We start from the raw sequence: 16,160 nt of genomic DNA on the forward strand, positions 1-16,160 counted from the left end.
AGACCTCTGATAAGAAGGGGGACGTGAGCTGAAAGGTACGGTTGCGATTACGCCCTGCGCGATATCGAACCCGGCCAACGGGAGGGGCTCCATCTCATGACGACCAGTGCCACACACTTCGTCTCCACCGATTCCGGATCCGCGCTGTTCATCCACGGCGACCGGAACGGCTGGCGCAGATCCGCCTGATCTCTTTCCAGGCATCTCTTTCTCGGCCTTGAGGCCGATTCATGCCCCGGTTCCGGGGATGCGATGACGCACGTCTGATTCGCCCGCGGCGAACCCTCGCCGCGGCGCGATCACGCCGCGCCCAACCCGTCCAACCCCGTCCAACCCTCGCCGACGCCGAGCCCTCGCCTGCTCGCGTACCGCGCAGACCTCATATACGCCTGCCCTCGCACAAAGAGGTGGTTCTGCCATGTCCCGCGAGTCCCCCGCCGACCAGCCCCGGCGATCAAGCAGACGCCAGCGCCGTCCGGCCAATCCCTTCGCGCTGGCCCACGACCCCCAGGCCCGCAGCCACCCGCTTTCCGCCGGGCAGCAGCGCCTGTGGTGGCAGCGTCAGCTGGACTCGGCGTCCGACCGGTACCACATCCACGGCGGCTGGCGGTTCGCCGACGGCCTGGATCCCGGGACGCTGGACGCCGCGCTGGCCGCGCTGGTGCGGCGGCACGAGATCCTGCGGACCGCCTTTGTCTCCGACGCCGACGGCCGCACCTCGCAGCACGTCCTGAAGACGGTCGAGGTCCCGGTCACCTGGGCCGGGCGCGACTGGCGCGCGGCGGTGGACCGGGCCGGCGCCGAGCCCTTCGACCTGGCGCGGCCGCCGCTGTTCCGGGTCGTGGCCGCCGAACCGGACGACGGACCGCCGGCGCTCTACACGGTGCTGCACCACATCGTCACCGACCGCTGGTCCATGGATCTGCTGCCCCGCGACTTGTTCGAGCTCTACGACGCCGCGCGCACCGACCGCGAGCCCGACCTGCCCGCGCTCGCCGTGCAGTACGGCGACTACGCCGCCTGGCAACAACGAGCCCTGACCCCCGAGCGCCGGGCCGAACTGGCCGACTGGTGGCGCTCGATGCTGTCCGGCCAGGAGCGGGCCGAGTTGCCGTCGGACCGGCCCCGGCGGCCGGCGCCGGACGGGAGCGGGGCGACCGTCGCCGTGGACCTGCCCGCGGACGTCACCGCGCAGCTGACCGACCTGGCCTGGGGTGCGCGCGCCACGCCGTTCATCGTGGTGACCGCCGCCCTGGCCCGGCTGCTCGGCGAGGCCACCGGACAGGGCGACGTGACGATCGGCGCGATCGTGTCCGATCGGCCGCACGGCGCGTTGCAGGATCTGATCGGGTTCTTCGTCAACACCGTCCCGCTCCGGGTCGACCTGTCGACGCCCGGCCTCACCTTCCGCCAGGCCCTGACCGCCACCCGCGAGGCCTGGCTGGCGGCCGACGCACACCAGGACGCGCCGTTTGAGGAGATCGTCGGGGCACTGCGGGCCGGCTCGGATCCGGGCCGGCACCCGCTGTTCGACGTCGCGGTGAACCACGGCGGCGACCACACCAACCTGACCGGCCGGCAGAACGCGCCGGTGTGGTGGCGGCCGGGGGTGCCGGAGACCGCGCGCTTCGACTTGTCGCTGACGACGATGGTGGTCGACGGCCGGTTGCGTGCCACCTTCCTGTATCGGCCGGACCTGTTCGACCGCGGACCGATCGCCGCGCTCGCCGAGCGTTACGTGCGATTGCTGGAACACGCGGTCGCCGAGCCCGACCGGCCGATGGACGACTTCGTCCTGGTGGACGCCGCCGAGCTGGAGCCGCGGGACCGGCTCGACGATCCCAGCCCGGTGCCCTCGGAGACTGTCGTCGAACTCTTCCAAACCCGAGCCGCACGGCATCCGGACGTCCCGGCGGTGGTCGCCCCCGATGGGCAGCTGACCTACAGCGAACTCAACGAGCGAGCGAACCGACTCGCCCGGCGATTGGTCTCGCGCGGCGCCGGTCCAGAGCAGGTCGTCGGGGTGTGCCTGGAACACAGTGTGGACCGGGCCGTCGTGCTGCTGGCGGTCGCCAAGAGCGGCGCGGCCTACCTTCCGCTCGATCCGGACTTTCCGGCTGAGCGACTGCGGTTCCTGCTGACCGACGCCGCGGCGATCCTGACCGTCGTCAGCCCCGCGCTGCGTTCGGCGCTTCCGGCCGACATCGGGTTCGTGATGGAGTTCGGCGGCGGCGACCCGGACCTGTCGGAGGCCGCGGCGACGGACCTGGTCCCGGTGCGCGCACGGCCCGACAACCTGGCCTATCTGATCTCCACGTCCGGATCGACGGGCAAGCCGAAATCGGTCGCGGTGCCGCATCGGGCACTGAGCCGGCTGGCCGTCGGCGCGGCGGGCTACCTCGCGGTGGGTCCCGGCGACACGTTCCTGCAAGCCGGTCCGCTCACCTTCGATGTGGCGGTGCTGGAGTGGGCGCCGCTGGTCCACGGCGGGCGGGTCGCGATAGCCGCCCTCGGGACGTGGCTGGAGAACGCGGCCGACGTGGTCCGGCAGCACGGCGTCACCACTCTCAAGCTCGTCTCGCCGCAGCTCGACCTGCTCGTCGAGCGGGACATCGACCTCCTGGCCGGACTGCGCCAGCTGATCGTCGGCGGCGACGTGGTACGGCCGGGCAGCTTCACCCAGGCGCGGCTCCGGCTCCCGGGATGCGAGGTGCTCGCCTCGTACGGACCGACCGAGAACACCGTGCTGTCAACGGTCTTCGCAGGTCCCGCCCCGTCCCATCGCGTGCCGATCGGCCACGCCGTGCCGTATACGAGCATTTACATCCTGGACCGGAATCTCCGGCCGGCGCCGGTCGGCATGCGCGGCGAGATCTACCTGGCCGGCGCGGGCCTGGCACGCGGCTACCACGGACGTCCCGGACGCACTGCGGAAGCCTTCGTCCCCGACCCCTACGGCCCGCCGGGATCGCGCATGTATCGGACCGGCGACGTCGGGCGGCGCCTGCCCGACGGCGAGATCGACTTCCTCGGCCGCGCCGATCGGCAGTTGAAGATCCGCGGCTTCCGGATCGAGACCGGCGAGGTCGAGCACGCGCTGCTGCGCCAGCCCGGAGTCACGGCGGTGGTCGTGACGCGCGCCGAGTCGGCGACCGGTCCTTGCCTGGTCGCTTACCTCACCACGGCCGCCCACGTCACCACGGCCGCCGAGCCCGCGGCGCCGCTGGACCATGACGCGCTGCGCCGGGCCCTTCGTACCGAACTGCCCGCGTACATGGTTCCGGACCACATCATCGAGCTGCCCCGGATCCCGCTGACCGCGCACAACAAGGTGGACCGGGCCGCACTGCCCCCGATCAGCCGGGTCGCCGATCGCCCGGAAGAGCAGATCAACAGCGTTGGCGACTACGGACTTGTCAGCCGGGTCGCGCAGGCGTGGTCAGAGGTTTCGGGCACCGCACTCACGTCCGAATCAGACTTCTTCGATAGCGGCGGCCACTCCCTGATGGTGCCGCGGGCGACGGCGGCCATCCGGAATCTGCTCGGCAGAGAGATCCCGCTGCGGCTGATGATGGAGCACCGGACTCCCGCCTCGTACGCGGCGGCACTGGCTCTGGCGAGCACGCCCGATCTGGCGGCTGCCACGCGGGAGCACCGGCTGGTGCGCGAGACGTGGCACAGCGCCGCGCTCGGCGGTGACCGGCGGGTGGACCTGTTCGTCACGCCGGGCGCCCCCGACGCGATCGTCGAGCATGCCCTGGTCGTCCCCGACGGATCAGAGTTCGTGGACATCATGCGGCTGCCCGCGCTGCTGGACCGGCTGGCGTCCGAGGGCGGGATCGGGCCGACGGCGGCGGTGTTCCTGAGCCCGGCGGACTCCTCGGTGCGCCGTACCGAACTGCTCGATCCGGGGTACGTCGACGTCCTCGCCGACGAGCTGCTGCCGCACCTGCGTGCCTGGCTCGGCACGCGATTGCGGGCCGAGCGCGCGGTCGTCCTCGGCGCGAGCCTGGGAGCGGTGGTCGCGGTGCGGGCCGCTTTGCGTCGGCCCGATCGGTTCGCCGGGGCGGCGGCGCTGTCCGGGCCGTTGAGCGAACACCGGCTCGGCCCTGGACCAGACGGACCAGACGGACCAGACGGAACCCTCCAGGGCCCGGCTTCGACTCTGACATCGGCCCGGCTGTTCCTGGCGGCCGGGGACGCCGAAGCCGACCTCAGCCTGGACGACGGACTCAGTCTCCTGGAGGCGAATCAGAAGACCGCTGTGGAACTCGACGAACAAGGCAACACCGTGCGCTTCGAGCACGGCGCGGGGGGCCACACCTACGCCGCCTGGGAGGCGCTGCTTCCCGAGGCCGTCATCTGGACGCTTCAGGAGGGAACCGAGCACCATGTTCGCTGACGAGAGCCGGGATTTCCTGGTCGTGGTGAACCACGAGGAGCAGTACTCGATCTGGCCGGCCGACCGCGAGCCGCCGACCGGATGGCGAACCGAGGGATCGCCCGGACCGAAGGCGCAGTGTCTGGCCCGGATCGACCGGGACTGGACCGACCTGCGGCCGCTGAGCCTGCGCCGGGCGATGGACGGTGAGCCGCGGTGAGCGACGCGCGCCAGGAGTCCGCCGCGCCCGTGGCCGGATCCCGGGCCGAGCCCGGGGCCGTGCCCATGGCCGAGCCCGTCACCGTGCCCATGGCCGAGCCCGTGGCCGAATCCGCGACCGAGCCCGCGACAGAGGCGGCCGGTGTGGCGCAGCCCCCTGCCATACCACCGGCCGAACCGGTCGTCCTGGTCATCGGCGGCCGGCCGAAGATCGTCCAGAAGGCCCGGACGCTCGGCCTGCGCGTGGTCTACCTCCAATATCCGGGTTCTTATGGCGAGGCCCACCGGCCCTACGTCGACCAGGCCTTGCTGCTGGACTACTCCGACGTCGAGCGGCTGCTGCCGTTGGTGTCGGCGCTCCATCGCGCCTATCCCTTCCAGAAAGTGGTGTCGCTGTTCGAACTCGGCCTGCTGCCCGCGGCCCGCATCAGCCAGGCGCTCGGGTTGGGCGGCACCACGCCGGAGACCGTGGAGCTGTTGCTCGACAAGTGGCAGATGCGGCAGCGGCTCGAAGCTGTCGGCGTAAGCCCGGTCGCGGCCGCTATCGGGCGCACCGAGGACGACTTGCGCGCGTTCGTCGAGCGCCACGGCCTGCCGGTGGTGGTGAAGCCGACGCGCGAGGCCGGAAGCATCTGCGTGCTCGCGGTCCGCACCGAAGCCGAGGTGCCAGCGGTGCTGGCCCGCTACCGCGAGCTCGGCGCCCTGCTCGACCCGCGCGATCTGGCCGGGCCGCTCGAAGAGTTCCTGATGGAGGAGTACCTGGACGGCCCGGAGATCAGCGTCGAGACGCTGAGTTTCGACGGCCGGCACGTGGTCGTCGCGGTCACCGACAAGGTGATCGGCGCCGGTCCCGCCGGGTTCGTCGAACTCGGGCACTCGATGCCGAGCCGGCATCCGGGCCCTGATGTGCGGCGCGCCGAGCCGTTGGTGTTCGCGCTGCTGGACGCGGTCGGGCTGCGGGACGGGCCGGCGCACACCGAGCTGAAGCTGACGCCGCGCGGACCGGTGGTCATCGAATCGCACAACCGGATCGGCGGGGACCGGATCAACGAGCTGGCCGAGCTGGTCTACGGGATCGACATGGACAGCTACGCGCTCGGTGCCCCGTTCGGCCTGGTGCCGCCGCTGACCGAGCCGCCCGCGCCGGCCGGCGGCGCTGCCATCAGGTTCCTGACACCGGCGCCGGGCCGGGTGGTCGAGGTGTCCGGGGCCCAGGCGGTGAGCGAGGATCCGGCGCTGGTCGAGCTGGAGATCGCGGTCGCGGCCGGGGCCCTGGTGCCGGAGCTGACCTGGAGCGAGGACCGGGTCGGCCACGTGATCGCGCGCGGCGCGGACGCCGAGCAGGCGATCGCGAACTGCGAGCGGCTGGCGGCGGCCGTGACGATCCGGACGGAGCCGGTGGGCCGCCGGTGAGCGGCACCGCGCCCGAGGGCGAACTCCGATTCCGCGACAGCCTGCGGCACCTGCCGCCGCGGGTCTGGATCGTCAGCGCCGGCAACCTGGTCAACCGCGCGGGCAACTTCCTGCCGATCTTCATCGTGCTCTACCTGGCCAGCAAGCACCGCTCGGCCGGTGCGGCCGGCCTGGTCCTGGGCGCCGCCGGGATCGGCAACATACTGGGTGCCACGCTGGGCGGACACCTGGCCGACCGCATCGGCCGGCGCTGGACGATGACCGTGTCCGCGTTGCTGACCGCGGGCCTGACCGCGCTGGTCCCGCTGGTGGGCAACCTGGCGCTGCTGGTCGGGCTGGTCGGCGTGACCGGTGTCGCCTCCCAGCTCTACCGGCCGGCCGCGGCGGCCCTGCTCGTGGACGGCATGGACCACCAGCAGCGGCTGGCGGCCTCGGGGGTCTTCCGCTTCGGGATGAACGTCGGCGCCTCGATCGGCGGCGTGCTCGGCGGCCTGCTCGCGTCCCGGTCCTTCGCATGGCTCTTCTACAGCAACGCGATGGCCAGCCTGGCATTCGGCATCCTCACCGCGATCCTGGTCCGCGACGCCCCGCGCCCCGCCGCCACCGTGCGCGTCGCGGACGGTGATGGAGGCGGCGATAGAGACGCGGACGCCGGGAGCGGATCAGGGATCGAACACACGGCGGCCGACCCGAGTTACCGCACGGCGCTCGCCGACCGTCACCTGCGCCGGTTCCTGGCGATGACCTTCGTCGCAGAGTTCGTCTACGTCCAGTCCACGGTGGGTCTGCCACTGCACGTGACCTCGGTCGGGCTGTCCGCCGAGAGTTTCGGCCTGTTGATCGGCCTCAACGGCCTGCTGGTGCTGATCTGCGAGCTGCCGCTGACCGGCGCGGTCTCGCGGCGCCGCCCGGAGTACGTCCTGTTCCTGGGCAACCTGCTCACCGGAGCCGGGCTGGCGCTCACGGCGTTCGCCGGCTCGATGGCCTGGCTGGCGGCGACGGTCGTGCTGTGGACCGCCGGGGAGATGCTGTACGCCTCCATGGCCGCCGCCCACCTCGGCGGCCTGTCGCCACCGCACCTGGTCGGCCGTTACCAGGGCCTTTACGCGGCGGCGATCACGGCCGGAACCGGCCTGGGCCCGCTGATCGGCGGGCTCGTCTACACCTCCAGCACGAAGGTGTTCTGGCTGCTCGTGGGAGCGGCCGGGCTGTGGTCGGCACAGCTGTGCCTGCCGCCGCGGCGCCGTGCTGGCCGACCGGGGGCCGGCGGAACCGGCCCCGATCACCACCCGGAGGAAGGCCGGGAAGCGCAGCCGATCCGGATCAGCAACCAGTGATTCCCAGACAGATCCCATACAGATCCCAAGCGGAGGTGCCACTCCCATGTCAGCCACTACCGAGAAACCAGACGTCCGGCCCGCACAGGCCGACGTCCTCATCGTCGGCAACGGCGCGCTCGGGCTGTTCCTGGCCCGCGAACTCAGCGCCGCCGGCGCCGGCTCCATCGTCGTGGTCGGCCCGGCCGACCGCTCCTCCGGCGGCAGCCAGGCCGCCGGCGCCATGATGGGCTGCTTCGCCGAGGCCACCAGCGAGTCGCTGCGGACCCAGCCCGCGCGGACCCGGTTCGAGCTGGGCGTCGCCGCCCACGAGCGCTGGCCCGCGGTGCTGGCCGCGCTCCAGGAACACGCCCCCGGCGGACGTCCGCTGCTCACCGCGCCGGAGACCCACGTGGTGCTGAACTCCATCGGCGCCGAGTTGGACAACGTCAACCTCGCGGCGATCATCAACGCCCTGACCGAATACGGCAAGCCGTGGCAGGAGTGCGACCCGCACGACATCCCCGGCTTCAACCCGCGCACCGACACCCGCGCGCTGCGGGCGATCCTGCTGCCGGAGGAGGGCGCCGTGGACGCCCGGGCGGTGCTCACCGCGTTGCAGTCCGACCTCCAGGCCTCGGGCGTCACCCTGCTCGACGCCTCGGTACGCACCCTGCTCGGCGACTCCGACTCGGTCACCGGGGCCGAACTCGACGACGGCCACGTCATCGAGGCCGGCAAGGTGGTGGTCGCGGCCGGCGCGCTCAGCGACAGTGTCCTCAAGACCCTGATACCGGACCTGGACCTGGTCCCGACCTTCGCGGGTCTGGGCTTCGCCATGATCGCCCGCCGCACCGGCGGGGAGCCGTTCCGCAGCGTGGTGCGCACCCCGAACCGGGGCTTCGCCTGCGGCCTGCACGTCGTGCCGCAAGGCGACGGCACCGAGTACTACGGCGCCACCAACCGCCTGGTCGACGAGGTCGGCAGCACGACCTGGATGGCGGACGTGCGGTTCCTGGCCCAGTACTCGATGCAGCAGCTGGACGAGCGCGCCGCCAGCCACGAGGTGGTGCGCTGGCTGGCCGGCAACCGGCCGGTCACCCTGGACGGCTTCCCGCTGATCGGCTGGCTGCCGCGCGCCGGGCTGTATCTGATGTCCGGCACCTACCGCGACGGCTTCCACTGCGCACCGCTGCTGGCCGCGCACGTCGCCAACGAACTCCAAGGGAAGCCGGGTCTCATCGACCCGATCTTCCAGCCCACCCGCCGACCGGTGGCGACCCGCACGGTCGAGGGCTCGATCCAGGAGTACGTGGAGCACAACCTCGCCGGCTGGTTCGAGACCGGCGCGCAGGCCGCGCCGCAGATGACCACCAAGCAGATCGCCGACTACTACCGGAACATGGCCACGCAGTTCTACGAGCGGGTCGGGACCGACTACGCGCTGGGGCCGGACATCCTCTGGTACGCGCAGGGGAGCCTGCTCGGCGGCCGGCGGGTGGCCCGCTACCTGCGCCGGTTGCAGCCGGCCGCGGCCGGGGCGGGGGCGCTGTGATGGCTATCGCGCAGCAGACCACCGTGGCGGCCGTGCGGACCCTGGTCGTGCAGCACCTCAACCTGGCGCTGCCCGAGGGCCGGCCGACTGAGCAGGACGACCTGTGGAAGCTGGGCATGACCTCGCTGTCGTGCCTGGGTCTGATGCTGGCCATCGAGGACGAGTTCGACATCGAACTCGCCCAGGACGCGCTGAAGGAGGCGACGTTCCAGAACCTGGCGACGATCTCGGCCGCGGTGGACGCGGTGCTGGTATAGCAGCGCAGATCAGCAGCGCACTGACGCCAATGCCCTGATAGCAGGGACCTCGCAACAGTGACCCTCTTCAAGAAGACAGACTCACAGCGACCCACAGCAGACATCTGATACGTGCGGTGTGCGGCGCGCCCCTGCGGCGGGCCGCACACCGCCCGATGTGAGAGGAATGTGCCGTGGCCGATTCGGGCCGCCCCGGCCTGGTCCCCGCCGGGGCCCAGACCGTCCTGGACCTCATCGACGCGCGGGTCCGGGACCAGCCGGACGCCACCGCGATCCGCACCCCGCACCGTACGCTGACCTACGCCGAGACCGCCCGGGCCACCTCCCGGCTGGCCGACCGGCTGCGCCGCCGCGGCGTCGGACCCGAGACGATCGTCGCGGTGCATCTCCCCCGCGGCCTGGACGCGCTGATCGGAATGCTCGCGGTCCTGCGCTGCGGGGCCGCCTTCCTGCCGCTGGCCGTGGAGGATCCCGGACGGCGCAAGCAGGAGGTACTGGCCGACGCCGGATGTCTGCTGACGCTGGTGGAGGCGCCGGTCGACTGGACTTCGCAGGTGGAACTCGTCGTCGATCCGGAGCCGGCCGACCGACTCGGCGATCGCGGTGGCGACGCGTCTGAGCTACCCTCCCCGGCCGAGCCCAGACCGCAAGAATTGGCTTACGTCATCACGACTTCCGGCTCCACCGGACGCCCGAAGGTCGTCGGGATCCCGCACGAGGGCATCCTCAACCTGGTCGTCGCCTCGATCCTGGAGCTGGACCTGATCCGGCCCGACGACACGATCCTGTGGACCACCACGCTCACCGCCGACATCACCGTCCACGACTGCCTGATGGCCCTGTGCTGCGGCGCGACCGTGGCCATCCCCGACCGCTCCGAGCTGCCGATCGGCCGGATCGCGGCCACCGCCCGGCAGCTGGCGGCCAGCATCGTCGACCTGCCCGCCGCGGTCCTGGGCCCCTACGGCCGCTCACTGGTCCCACGCCTGGCCGAGGCCGGGGTACGCCTGCTGTTCACCGGCGGCTCACAGCTGGACGGCGACGGCTTCGCCGACCACGCGTCGCTGGTCGTCGCCAACGGCTACGGCCCGACAGAGGCCACCGTCGCCGTCACCTGGTATCGCTGCACGGACAAGACGCCGGCGTGGGTGCCGATCGGCTCGGCCTTCCGCGGCGTACGCCTGTACGTGCTCGACGAAGAGCTGACGCCGGCACCGCAGGGACAGCCCGGCCAGCTGTACGTCGCAGGGGTCTGCCTGGCCCGCGGCTACCTGGGCCTGCCCGGCCGCACCGCCGAATCGTTCGTCCCCGACCCCTTCGCACCGACCCCCGGCGAGCGCATGTACGCCACCGGCGACCTGGTCCAGCAGAACGAGGACGGCGACCTCATCTACCGCGGCCGCATCGACAGCCAGGTCAAGATCAGCGGCTACCGGGTGGAGCTCGGCGAGGTGGAGCACGCGGTACGCGACTGCCCCGGGGTGGTCGACGCGACGGCGCTGCTCCGTGCCGACGCGCCGGGCGGAGCCGCGATCATCGCCTTCGTCGTCGGCGACAGCGGGCTCGGGGCGGTGGTCGGCGACCGGCTGCGGGAGCGGCTGCCGGCGCACATGGTGCCACGGCATGTGGTGTGGCTGCCGGAGCTGCCGATCAATGCGCTGGGGAAGGTGGATCGAGTGGCGCTCGCGGCGATGGCGATTGGTTGAGGCGCGCCCGCGCGCGACCGGCTGACTCGCGCCCAGGCCAGTTGGTTCGGCTCGCGCCCGGACCAGGTGGCTCGCGCTTGACCGACTCACTGTCGCACCGGCCGCTTGCCTAAGTCAGCTGAGCCGGCCGAGCACCAGGTCCCGCAGCGTATCCAAGCCTGCGGGACCGGCCCGCAACGCGTCCATGTGGAACCGCCGCAGCTCGAACCCGGCCCCATCGCGGGCCCTGGCCTCTTCGCGCAGCTGGAGCCACAGGCGCTCGCCGAGCTTGTACGCGGGCGCCTGGCCCGGCCATCCCAGGCACCGGTCGATCTCGGCCGCCGCACGTCGGGCATCCATCAGTGTCCTGCTACCCAGGAACTCCACCGCGAGCTCCGGCGTCCAGACCTCGCCCTCGTGAAAGCCGGTGGCGCCGGGGATGCGCAGCCTCAGATGCAGCCCGATGTCGACGATCACGCGGGCGGCCCGGAACAGCGCCTTGTCCAGCATGCCCAGCAGCTCGCCGTCATCAAGGAAGCCGAAGTCGTGCATCAGGCGCTCGGCATACAGCGCCCACCCCTCGCCGTGCCCGTCGATGAAGCACAGCAGCCGCTGGAAGCGGTTCAGGCCCGGCGCCGTCACCGCGGTGCCGATCTGTAGATGGTGGCCCGGCACCCCCTCGTGGTACACGGTGCTGAGGTCACGCCACGTCGCGAACACCTCCTTGCCGGCCGGCACGTTCCACCACATCCGCCCGGGGCGGCTGAGGTCGTCCGCCGGTCCGGTGTAGTAGGCGCCGCTTCCGCCGCCGGGCGGCGCGATCAGGCACTCCAGGCGCATCAGAGCGTCCGGGACGTCGAAGTACGTCCCAGCGAGATCAGCCAGCGCTCGATCAGCGCGCTCCTGCAACCAGTCCCGGAACGCGTCGACACCGGTGACGCGATATCGCGGATCGGCGTCGAGCACATCGGCCGCCTCCCGAACCGAACCACCCGGCAGGACGCGCGCGGCGGCAGCAGACTGCTCGTCGCGGATCCGCCGGAACTCGATCCATCCCCACTCATACGCCTCGCGCAAATCCACCTCCGCGCCGAGGTACTTGCGGGACCACAGCCGGTAGACGTCTTCGCCGACCGCGTCCACGTCCGTCGCCCCCGGCGCCGATTCCTCGCGCAGATAGCGCGCCAGCTCCGCATACGCCGCCGACGCGGCCCGGGCACCGGCGTCCAGATCCGCGCGCAACGCGGCGGTCACGCCAGGCACCTGCTCGGCGCCGACGACCAACTCCCCGAACGCCGACCCGCCGCCGTCCAGCCCCGCCCACGCCCGGCACTGCCCGATCACCTGCTCGACCTGCCGCACCGCCGGCACCCGCCGAGCCGCTTCCGCTCCCGACGACCCCGACCCCGACCCCGACGCTCCCGGCGCCCCAATCGCCGCCGCCGTCAACGACTCCTGATACCCGGCCAACGCCGCCGGCACCGCGGCCAACCGCGCGGCGATCACAGCCCAATCCTCGGAGCTCTCAGTCGGCATGAGGTCGAAGGCCTGCCGCACCTCCTGCACCGGACACCACGTCGCGTTCAACGCCGAACCCGGCAACCCGGCCGCGTGCAGATCCACCTCCAGCCGCATGCGCTCGGCGAACACCGCGCGCGCGGCCCGCTCACCGTCATCACCCGGCCGCGCGGCACCAATCGCGGCCAGCCCCCGCCGAGCAAGCTCAGCGCGCGCCTCATGCCCAGCCGGGGAGAGATCCGGCAGCGTGGCGTCGTGGCCCTGGATCCCGAACTCGGTGGCCGCGGTCGGATACAGGCGGGCGTATTCGTCCACGTATGCGTCGCAGATCGCGTGGACACCACCGACGAGGGAGGACATTGGTCGCAGTCTACTGATTCGCCTGTTCACGCGACAGGCGTCTGCCCCAAGGGCTCCGGACGGCAACGCGGCTGACGGAACCGCCCCGGCAGCGATCGGCGGGACGCCCCACTGCGGGCAAGGGAAAGGCAATGCCCCTGGCTGGTCTTACTGCCAGGGGCATTACTCGGGGGTACCGCTGGGCTCGAACCCGGCCCACGCGGTTTCAACGGGCGCATGGGGTCACTTCTTCGCGTCGGTCTCCACCGGACGGGTACGGCGCTCACGCTCGGCCTCAGCCTTGCGCCGAGCGGCGGCGATCTGCAGGCGGCCGGTCACGACTTCGCTGTTCATGGTTGTCTCCTTGGGAATCCATCGGATCTGATCTCGTCGCTTACGATTCTAAGGCATCAGACGGCCATGGCTAACCAATTTAAGGTGAACACCATCACAGGGGGCGGATTTAAAAGTTCAGACAACGGTTGGACAGGCGCCTTGATCACCGCCGCGCCCGACCCGCCTCGCCAAAGCGGACCCCACCGCCTTCTCAGCCGTACTGCCGCCGGAGTAGCGACGGTGTCTTCAGACAGCGGATGTGCCCGTTGCTCCCCGGCCGAGAGCATGGGCCCGCCGAGCTGAACGCCCGGCCCCATCTCGTCGCTAGCCGATAGGAGCGTGCCGCCCGTGCTCGTCGTCAAGAAAGAGACGGTGCTGCCACGCCTCGGGAGCAGGGCGCGCAAGGCGTTGGTCTGCGTGCACGTCGCCGTGTCCGTCAGCTGGCTCGGGATGACGCTGTGCCTGTTGACGATGGCCGTCACCGCACTGCTCACGAACGACGCCGACACCTTGCGCGCGGCCTACCGGGCGATGAAGATGCTCGGCGACACGTTGGTGATCCCGGTGAGTCTGACCGCGCTGCTGTCCGGGCTGTGGCTCTCGCTGGCCACCCCCTGGCGGCTGTTCTCCTGGCGCTGGGTGACGGTGAAGTTCTGGCTCACCCTGGCCGCGGCCGCCGCCTCGATCTTCGCCCTGCGGGCCCGGCTGGACCAGGCCGCGCACGTCGCCGCCACCCATCCGGTCGGGACGATCGCGCAGATGCACCTGGGATCCCTGCGGTCCAGCATGGTGATCATCCCTAGTGTGGCAACCTGCGTATATCTTGCCAATGTGGCGATCTCGGTGACCAAACCCTGGGGGCGTAAATGAGCGAGCGGAAACCACCGTCGGCCGAAGACTTCAACCAGTGGTACGCGGACATGGCCGAGCAGTCGACCGGCGACGAGATCAAGCGGGGGTATCTGGGGCTGCCGCCGCTCCTGCTGTCGTCGAGCCTGCTGACCTGGGACGGCATCGCCGACGTGATCGAGGCCCTGCGCCTGCCGCAAGGCGGCCGGCTGCTGGACCTCGCGTGCGGACGCGGTGGCTACGGACTCGAGATCGCGTCGAGGACCGGCGCGAAGCTGACCGGCGTCGACTTCTCCGAGGAGGCGATCACCCAGGCCGAAGCACTCGCGCAGCAGTGGGGCGCCGAAGCCGAGTACCGGGTCGGCGACCTGACCGGCACCGGCCTGCCCGACGCGTCGGTCGACGCCGTCGTGATCGTCGACTCGATCCAGTTCAAGCCCGAGGCCGCCTCGTTCCAGGAGATCCACCGCGTACTCGCCCCGGGCGGCCGCGTCGTGCTCACGACCTGGGAAGCCCTGGACCCCACCGACGAACGCGTCTCGAACCTGCTCCGCGTGGTCGACACCCGGGCCGGCTTGGAGCAGGCCGGATTCGTCGACATCGAGGTCCGCGAACGTCCGGCGTGGAGCGCGGTGGAACGCGCGCTGTGGGAGGAGGCGGTGAGCCTGGACCCGGGCGACGATCCGACCCTGAAGTCCCTCCATGACGAAGGCGTCCGCGTGCTGCCCGGCTTCGACTTCGTTCGCAGAGTCCTCACGAGCGCGAGCGTCGATCGGTAGTGCCGTATCAGGCAACGTTTGCCCGGGAGTTTCGCGATGTGGTTCGCGACGTGCCGATCGGCGGGCGGGATCCGTCGGCGGGTGGAGTTTGCTGGGGCTGGAGTTTGCTGGGGCTGGAGTTTGTGAGCCAGGTTGCGGTTTGGCTGTTGTTTGAAAGGCAATTTTTACGGCCTTCGGTCATAGTTGTGCCGGTTCGGGGTTCGGGTCGGCAGGCCTGTGATTTGGCTGCCGGTTCCCGCGTTCACGACCCCGCCACACCTCAGGCCTCTTCAACTCCAGCAAGTCAGAGCAAGAGTCGCAAGCAAGATCAACAGCACAGGCCAGATCAAGAGCAAGATCAAGAGCCACAGGCAAGGTCAAGGTCAAGAGCTGTAGTGAAGAGCCGGGCCTCCGGCGGGCCTCGACAACCTCAGGGAAACTAGCGCGGTTCCCTCGGGTGGCCGAGCCAGTCTCAGCGGCGGCGGTTTGTGAGGTGGTGCGGTCCGTTCCCCACGGTCGCGTCGTCAGCCCGATGGGTACAGCACCGGTGTCCGGGGGTCAAGTCCGCGCGGCTGCGGTCGGGCGGGCAGGTGGCGGCCTCGTACAGCGCGAACTTGACCCCCGGCCACCGGCACTGTAGGCGAAGCCCTGCCGACGCGACCGAGGGGAACGAACCGAAAACCAGCCGGAGAAATACAAAACAGGTGGTGCGGGTACCGGCTGCTCGGCGAGCTCGGCCGCCGGTCCCGGTGCTGGCCAGCGCGCCGGTGTCCGAGGTGCGCGTTCCGGGTTGGCGGGCGCCGGATCGGCCCGGCGGCAACAAACAACCGATACCACCACCGGGATAGCAGGTTGCCGAGAAAGATCGCCAGAAAGCGGCTGCGATAGTCGCCGAACTGGCTCCGGTCCGGGCCTTCGACTCTCAAGGCAGGCATGGCCGTTCAGCACTGCACCTGGGCCTGTTAACTGCACTGCACCGCACCCGGGCATGTTCTCGACCAACTAACCACCGGCCCGCCGCCACGCCCTCACCGGCAGCCGCACCAACCAACCGGTGTCCACGGACCCTGTGATTGCCATTCTTCCGGTCGGTTTTCGGTTCGTTCCCCTCGGTCGCGTCGGCAGGGCTTCGCCTACAGTGCCGGTGGCCGGGGGTCAAGTTCGCGCTTCACAAAACCGCAGCTTGAGCACCCAACCGCAAGTGCGCGGACTTTACCCCCGGACACCGGTGCTGTACCCATCGGGCTGACGACGCGACCGTGGGGAACGGACCGTAGCCACCTCAGGGACCGCAGCCGCTGAGACTGACCCGGCCACCCTAGGGAACCGCGCTAGTTTCCCTGAGGTTGTCGAGGCCCGCCGGAGGCCCGGCTCTTCATCACAGTTCTTGACCTTGACCTTCAGCCTGTCGGGTGGCCCGGGGCATCTCAGCCCCGGGCTCCCACAGATCCGGACGTGACAGTCTCCCGTCATCCGGCTCTTGTTGTCCTGGTCACGGGCCTGCCGGGGGCGTGATCGTCCAGTGAGGGAAGTA

The 16,160-nt window shown here is 70.8% G+C and carries 10 protein-coding genes; 9 read left to right on the top strand and 1 reads right to left on the bottom strand.

All coding sequences use genetic code 11. The annotated features are described in order from the left end of the window. The first annotated feature begins 418 nt into the window (after positions 1-418). From IZR01_RS20475 to IZR01_RS20505, 7 genes are all read left to right on the top strand, one after another. Positions 419-4,402: a non-ribosomal peptide synthetase gene (locus IZR01_RS20475; protein WP_194924759.1), complete on the top strand. Its 3,984-nt coding sequence runs from the start codon at positions 419-421 to the stop codon at positions 4,400-4,402. Further along, positions 4,392-4,601: an MbtH family protein gene (locus tag IZR01_RS20480; RefSeq protein WP_194897297.1), complete on the top strand. Its 210-nt coding sequence runs from the start codon at positions 4,392-4,394 to the stop codon at positions 4,599-4,601. The genes IZR01_RS20475 and IZR01_RS20480 overlap by 11 nt, the downstream gene beginning before the upstream one ends. Next, a complete protein-coding gene (locus IZR01_RS20485) occupies positions 4,598-6,013 on the top strand; it encodes an ATP-grasp domain-containing protein (RefSeq protein WP_323747055.1) in 1,416 nt (471 codons plus the stop codon). Before IZR01_RS20480 ends, IZR01_RS20485 begins: the two co-directional genes overlap by 4 nt. Then, the gene (locus tag IZR01_RS20490; RefSeq protein WP_194924760.1) at positions 6,010-7,350 is read left to right on the top strand and encodes an MFS transporter; all 1,341 of its coding nucleotides are present in this window, start codon (positions 6,010-6,012) and stop codon (positions 7,348-7,350) included. The genes IZR01_RS20485 and IZR01_RS20490 overlap by 4 nt, the downstream gene beginning before the upstream one ends. Before the next feature lie 46 nt (positions 7,351-7,396). After that, a complete protein-coding gene (locus tag IZR01_RS20495; protein ID WP_194897295.1) occupies positions 7,397-8,884 on the top strand; it encodes an NAD(P)/FAD-dependent oxidoreductase in 1,488 nt (495 codons plus the stop codon). Then, the gene (locus IZR01_RS20500; protein WP_194897294.1) at positions 8,884-9,141 is read left to right on the top strand and encodes a phosphopantetheine-binding protein; all 258 of its coding nucleotides are present in this window, start codon (positions 8,884-8,886) and stop codon (positions 9,139-9,141) included. The genes IZR01_RS20495 and IZR01_RS20500 overlap by 1 nt, the downstream gene beginning before the upstream one ends. A gap of 173 nt (positions 9,142-9,314) precedes the next feature. Further along, positions 9,315-10,847 (top strand): amino acid adenylation domain-containing protein, encoded by a 1,533-nt coding sequence (locus IZR01_RS20505; RefSeq protein ID WP_194924761.1) that lies wholly within the window; start codon positions 9,315-9,317, stop codon positions 10,845-10,847. 114 nt (positions 10,848-10,961) lie between these two features. Here the strand turns inward: IZR01_RS20505 and IZR01_RS20510 are convergent, their stop codons facing one another. Next, positions 10,962-12,704: a DUF885 domain-containing protein gene (locus IZR01_RS20510; RefSeq protein ID WP_194924762.1), complete on the bottom strand. Its 1,743-nt coding sequence runs from the start codon at positions 12,702-12,704 to the stop codon at positions 10,962-10,964. Between the two features lie 663 nt (positions 12,705-13,367). Here IZR01_RS20510 and IZR01_RS20515 point away from each other — a divergent pair. Together IZR01_RS20515 and IZR01_RS20520 are read left to right on the top strand one after the other, a co-directional pair. Then, positions 13,368-13,889 (top strand): hypothetical protein, encoded by a 522-nt coding sequence (locus IZR01_RS20515; RefSeq protein WP_228555456.1) that lies wholly within the window; start codon positions 13,368-13,370, stop codon positions 13,887-13,889. Further along, the gene (locus IZR01_RS20520) at positions 13,886-14,647 is read left to right on the top strand and encodes a class I SAM-dependent methyltransferase (protein ID WP_194924763.1); all 762 of its coding nucleotides are present in this window, start codon (positions 13,886-13,888) and stop codon (positions 14,645-14,647) included. The genes IZR01_RS20515 and IZR01_RS20520 overlap by 4 nt, the downstream gene beginning before the upstream one ends. Positions 14,648-16,160 lie beyond the last annotated feature (1,513 nt).

It is taken from the genome of Catenulispora pinisilvae, from assembly GCF_015356865.1.
GTDB classification, from domain to species: Bacteria; Actinomycetota; Actinomycetes; order Streptomycetales; family Catenulisporaceae; genus Catenulispora; species Catenulispora pinisilvae.

What these genes read in the sequence shown, in the direction of transcription:
- IZR01_RS20475 (WP_194924759.1), top strand. Translation starts at nt 419, where the DNA reads ATGTCCCGCGAGTCCCCCGCCGACCAGCCCCGGCGATCAAGCAGACGC.
- IZR01_RS20480 (WP_194897297.1), top strand. Translation starts at nt 4,392, where the DNA reads ATGTTCGCTGACGAGAGCCGGGATTTCCTGGTCGTGGTGAACCACGAG.
- IZR01_RS20495 (WP_194897295.1), top strand. Translation starts at nt 7,397, where the DNA reads ATGTCAGCCACTACCGAGAAACCAGACGTCCGGCCCGCACAGGCCGAC.
- IZR01_RS20500 (WP_194897294.1), top strand. Translation starts at nt 8,884, where the DNA reads ATGGCTATCGCGCAGCAGACCACCGTGGCGGCCGTGCGGACCCTGGTC.
- IZR01_RS20510 (WP_194924762.1), bottom strand. Translation starts at nt 12,704, where the DNA reads ATGTCCTCCCTCGTCGGTGGTGTCCACGCGATCTGCGACGCATACGTG.
- IZR01_RS20520 (WP_194924763.1), top strand. Translation starts at nt 13,886, where the DNA reads ATGAGCGAGCGGAAACCACCGTCGGCCGAAGACTTCAACCAGTGGTAC.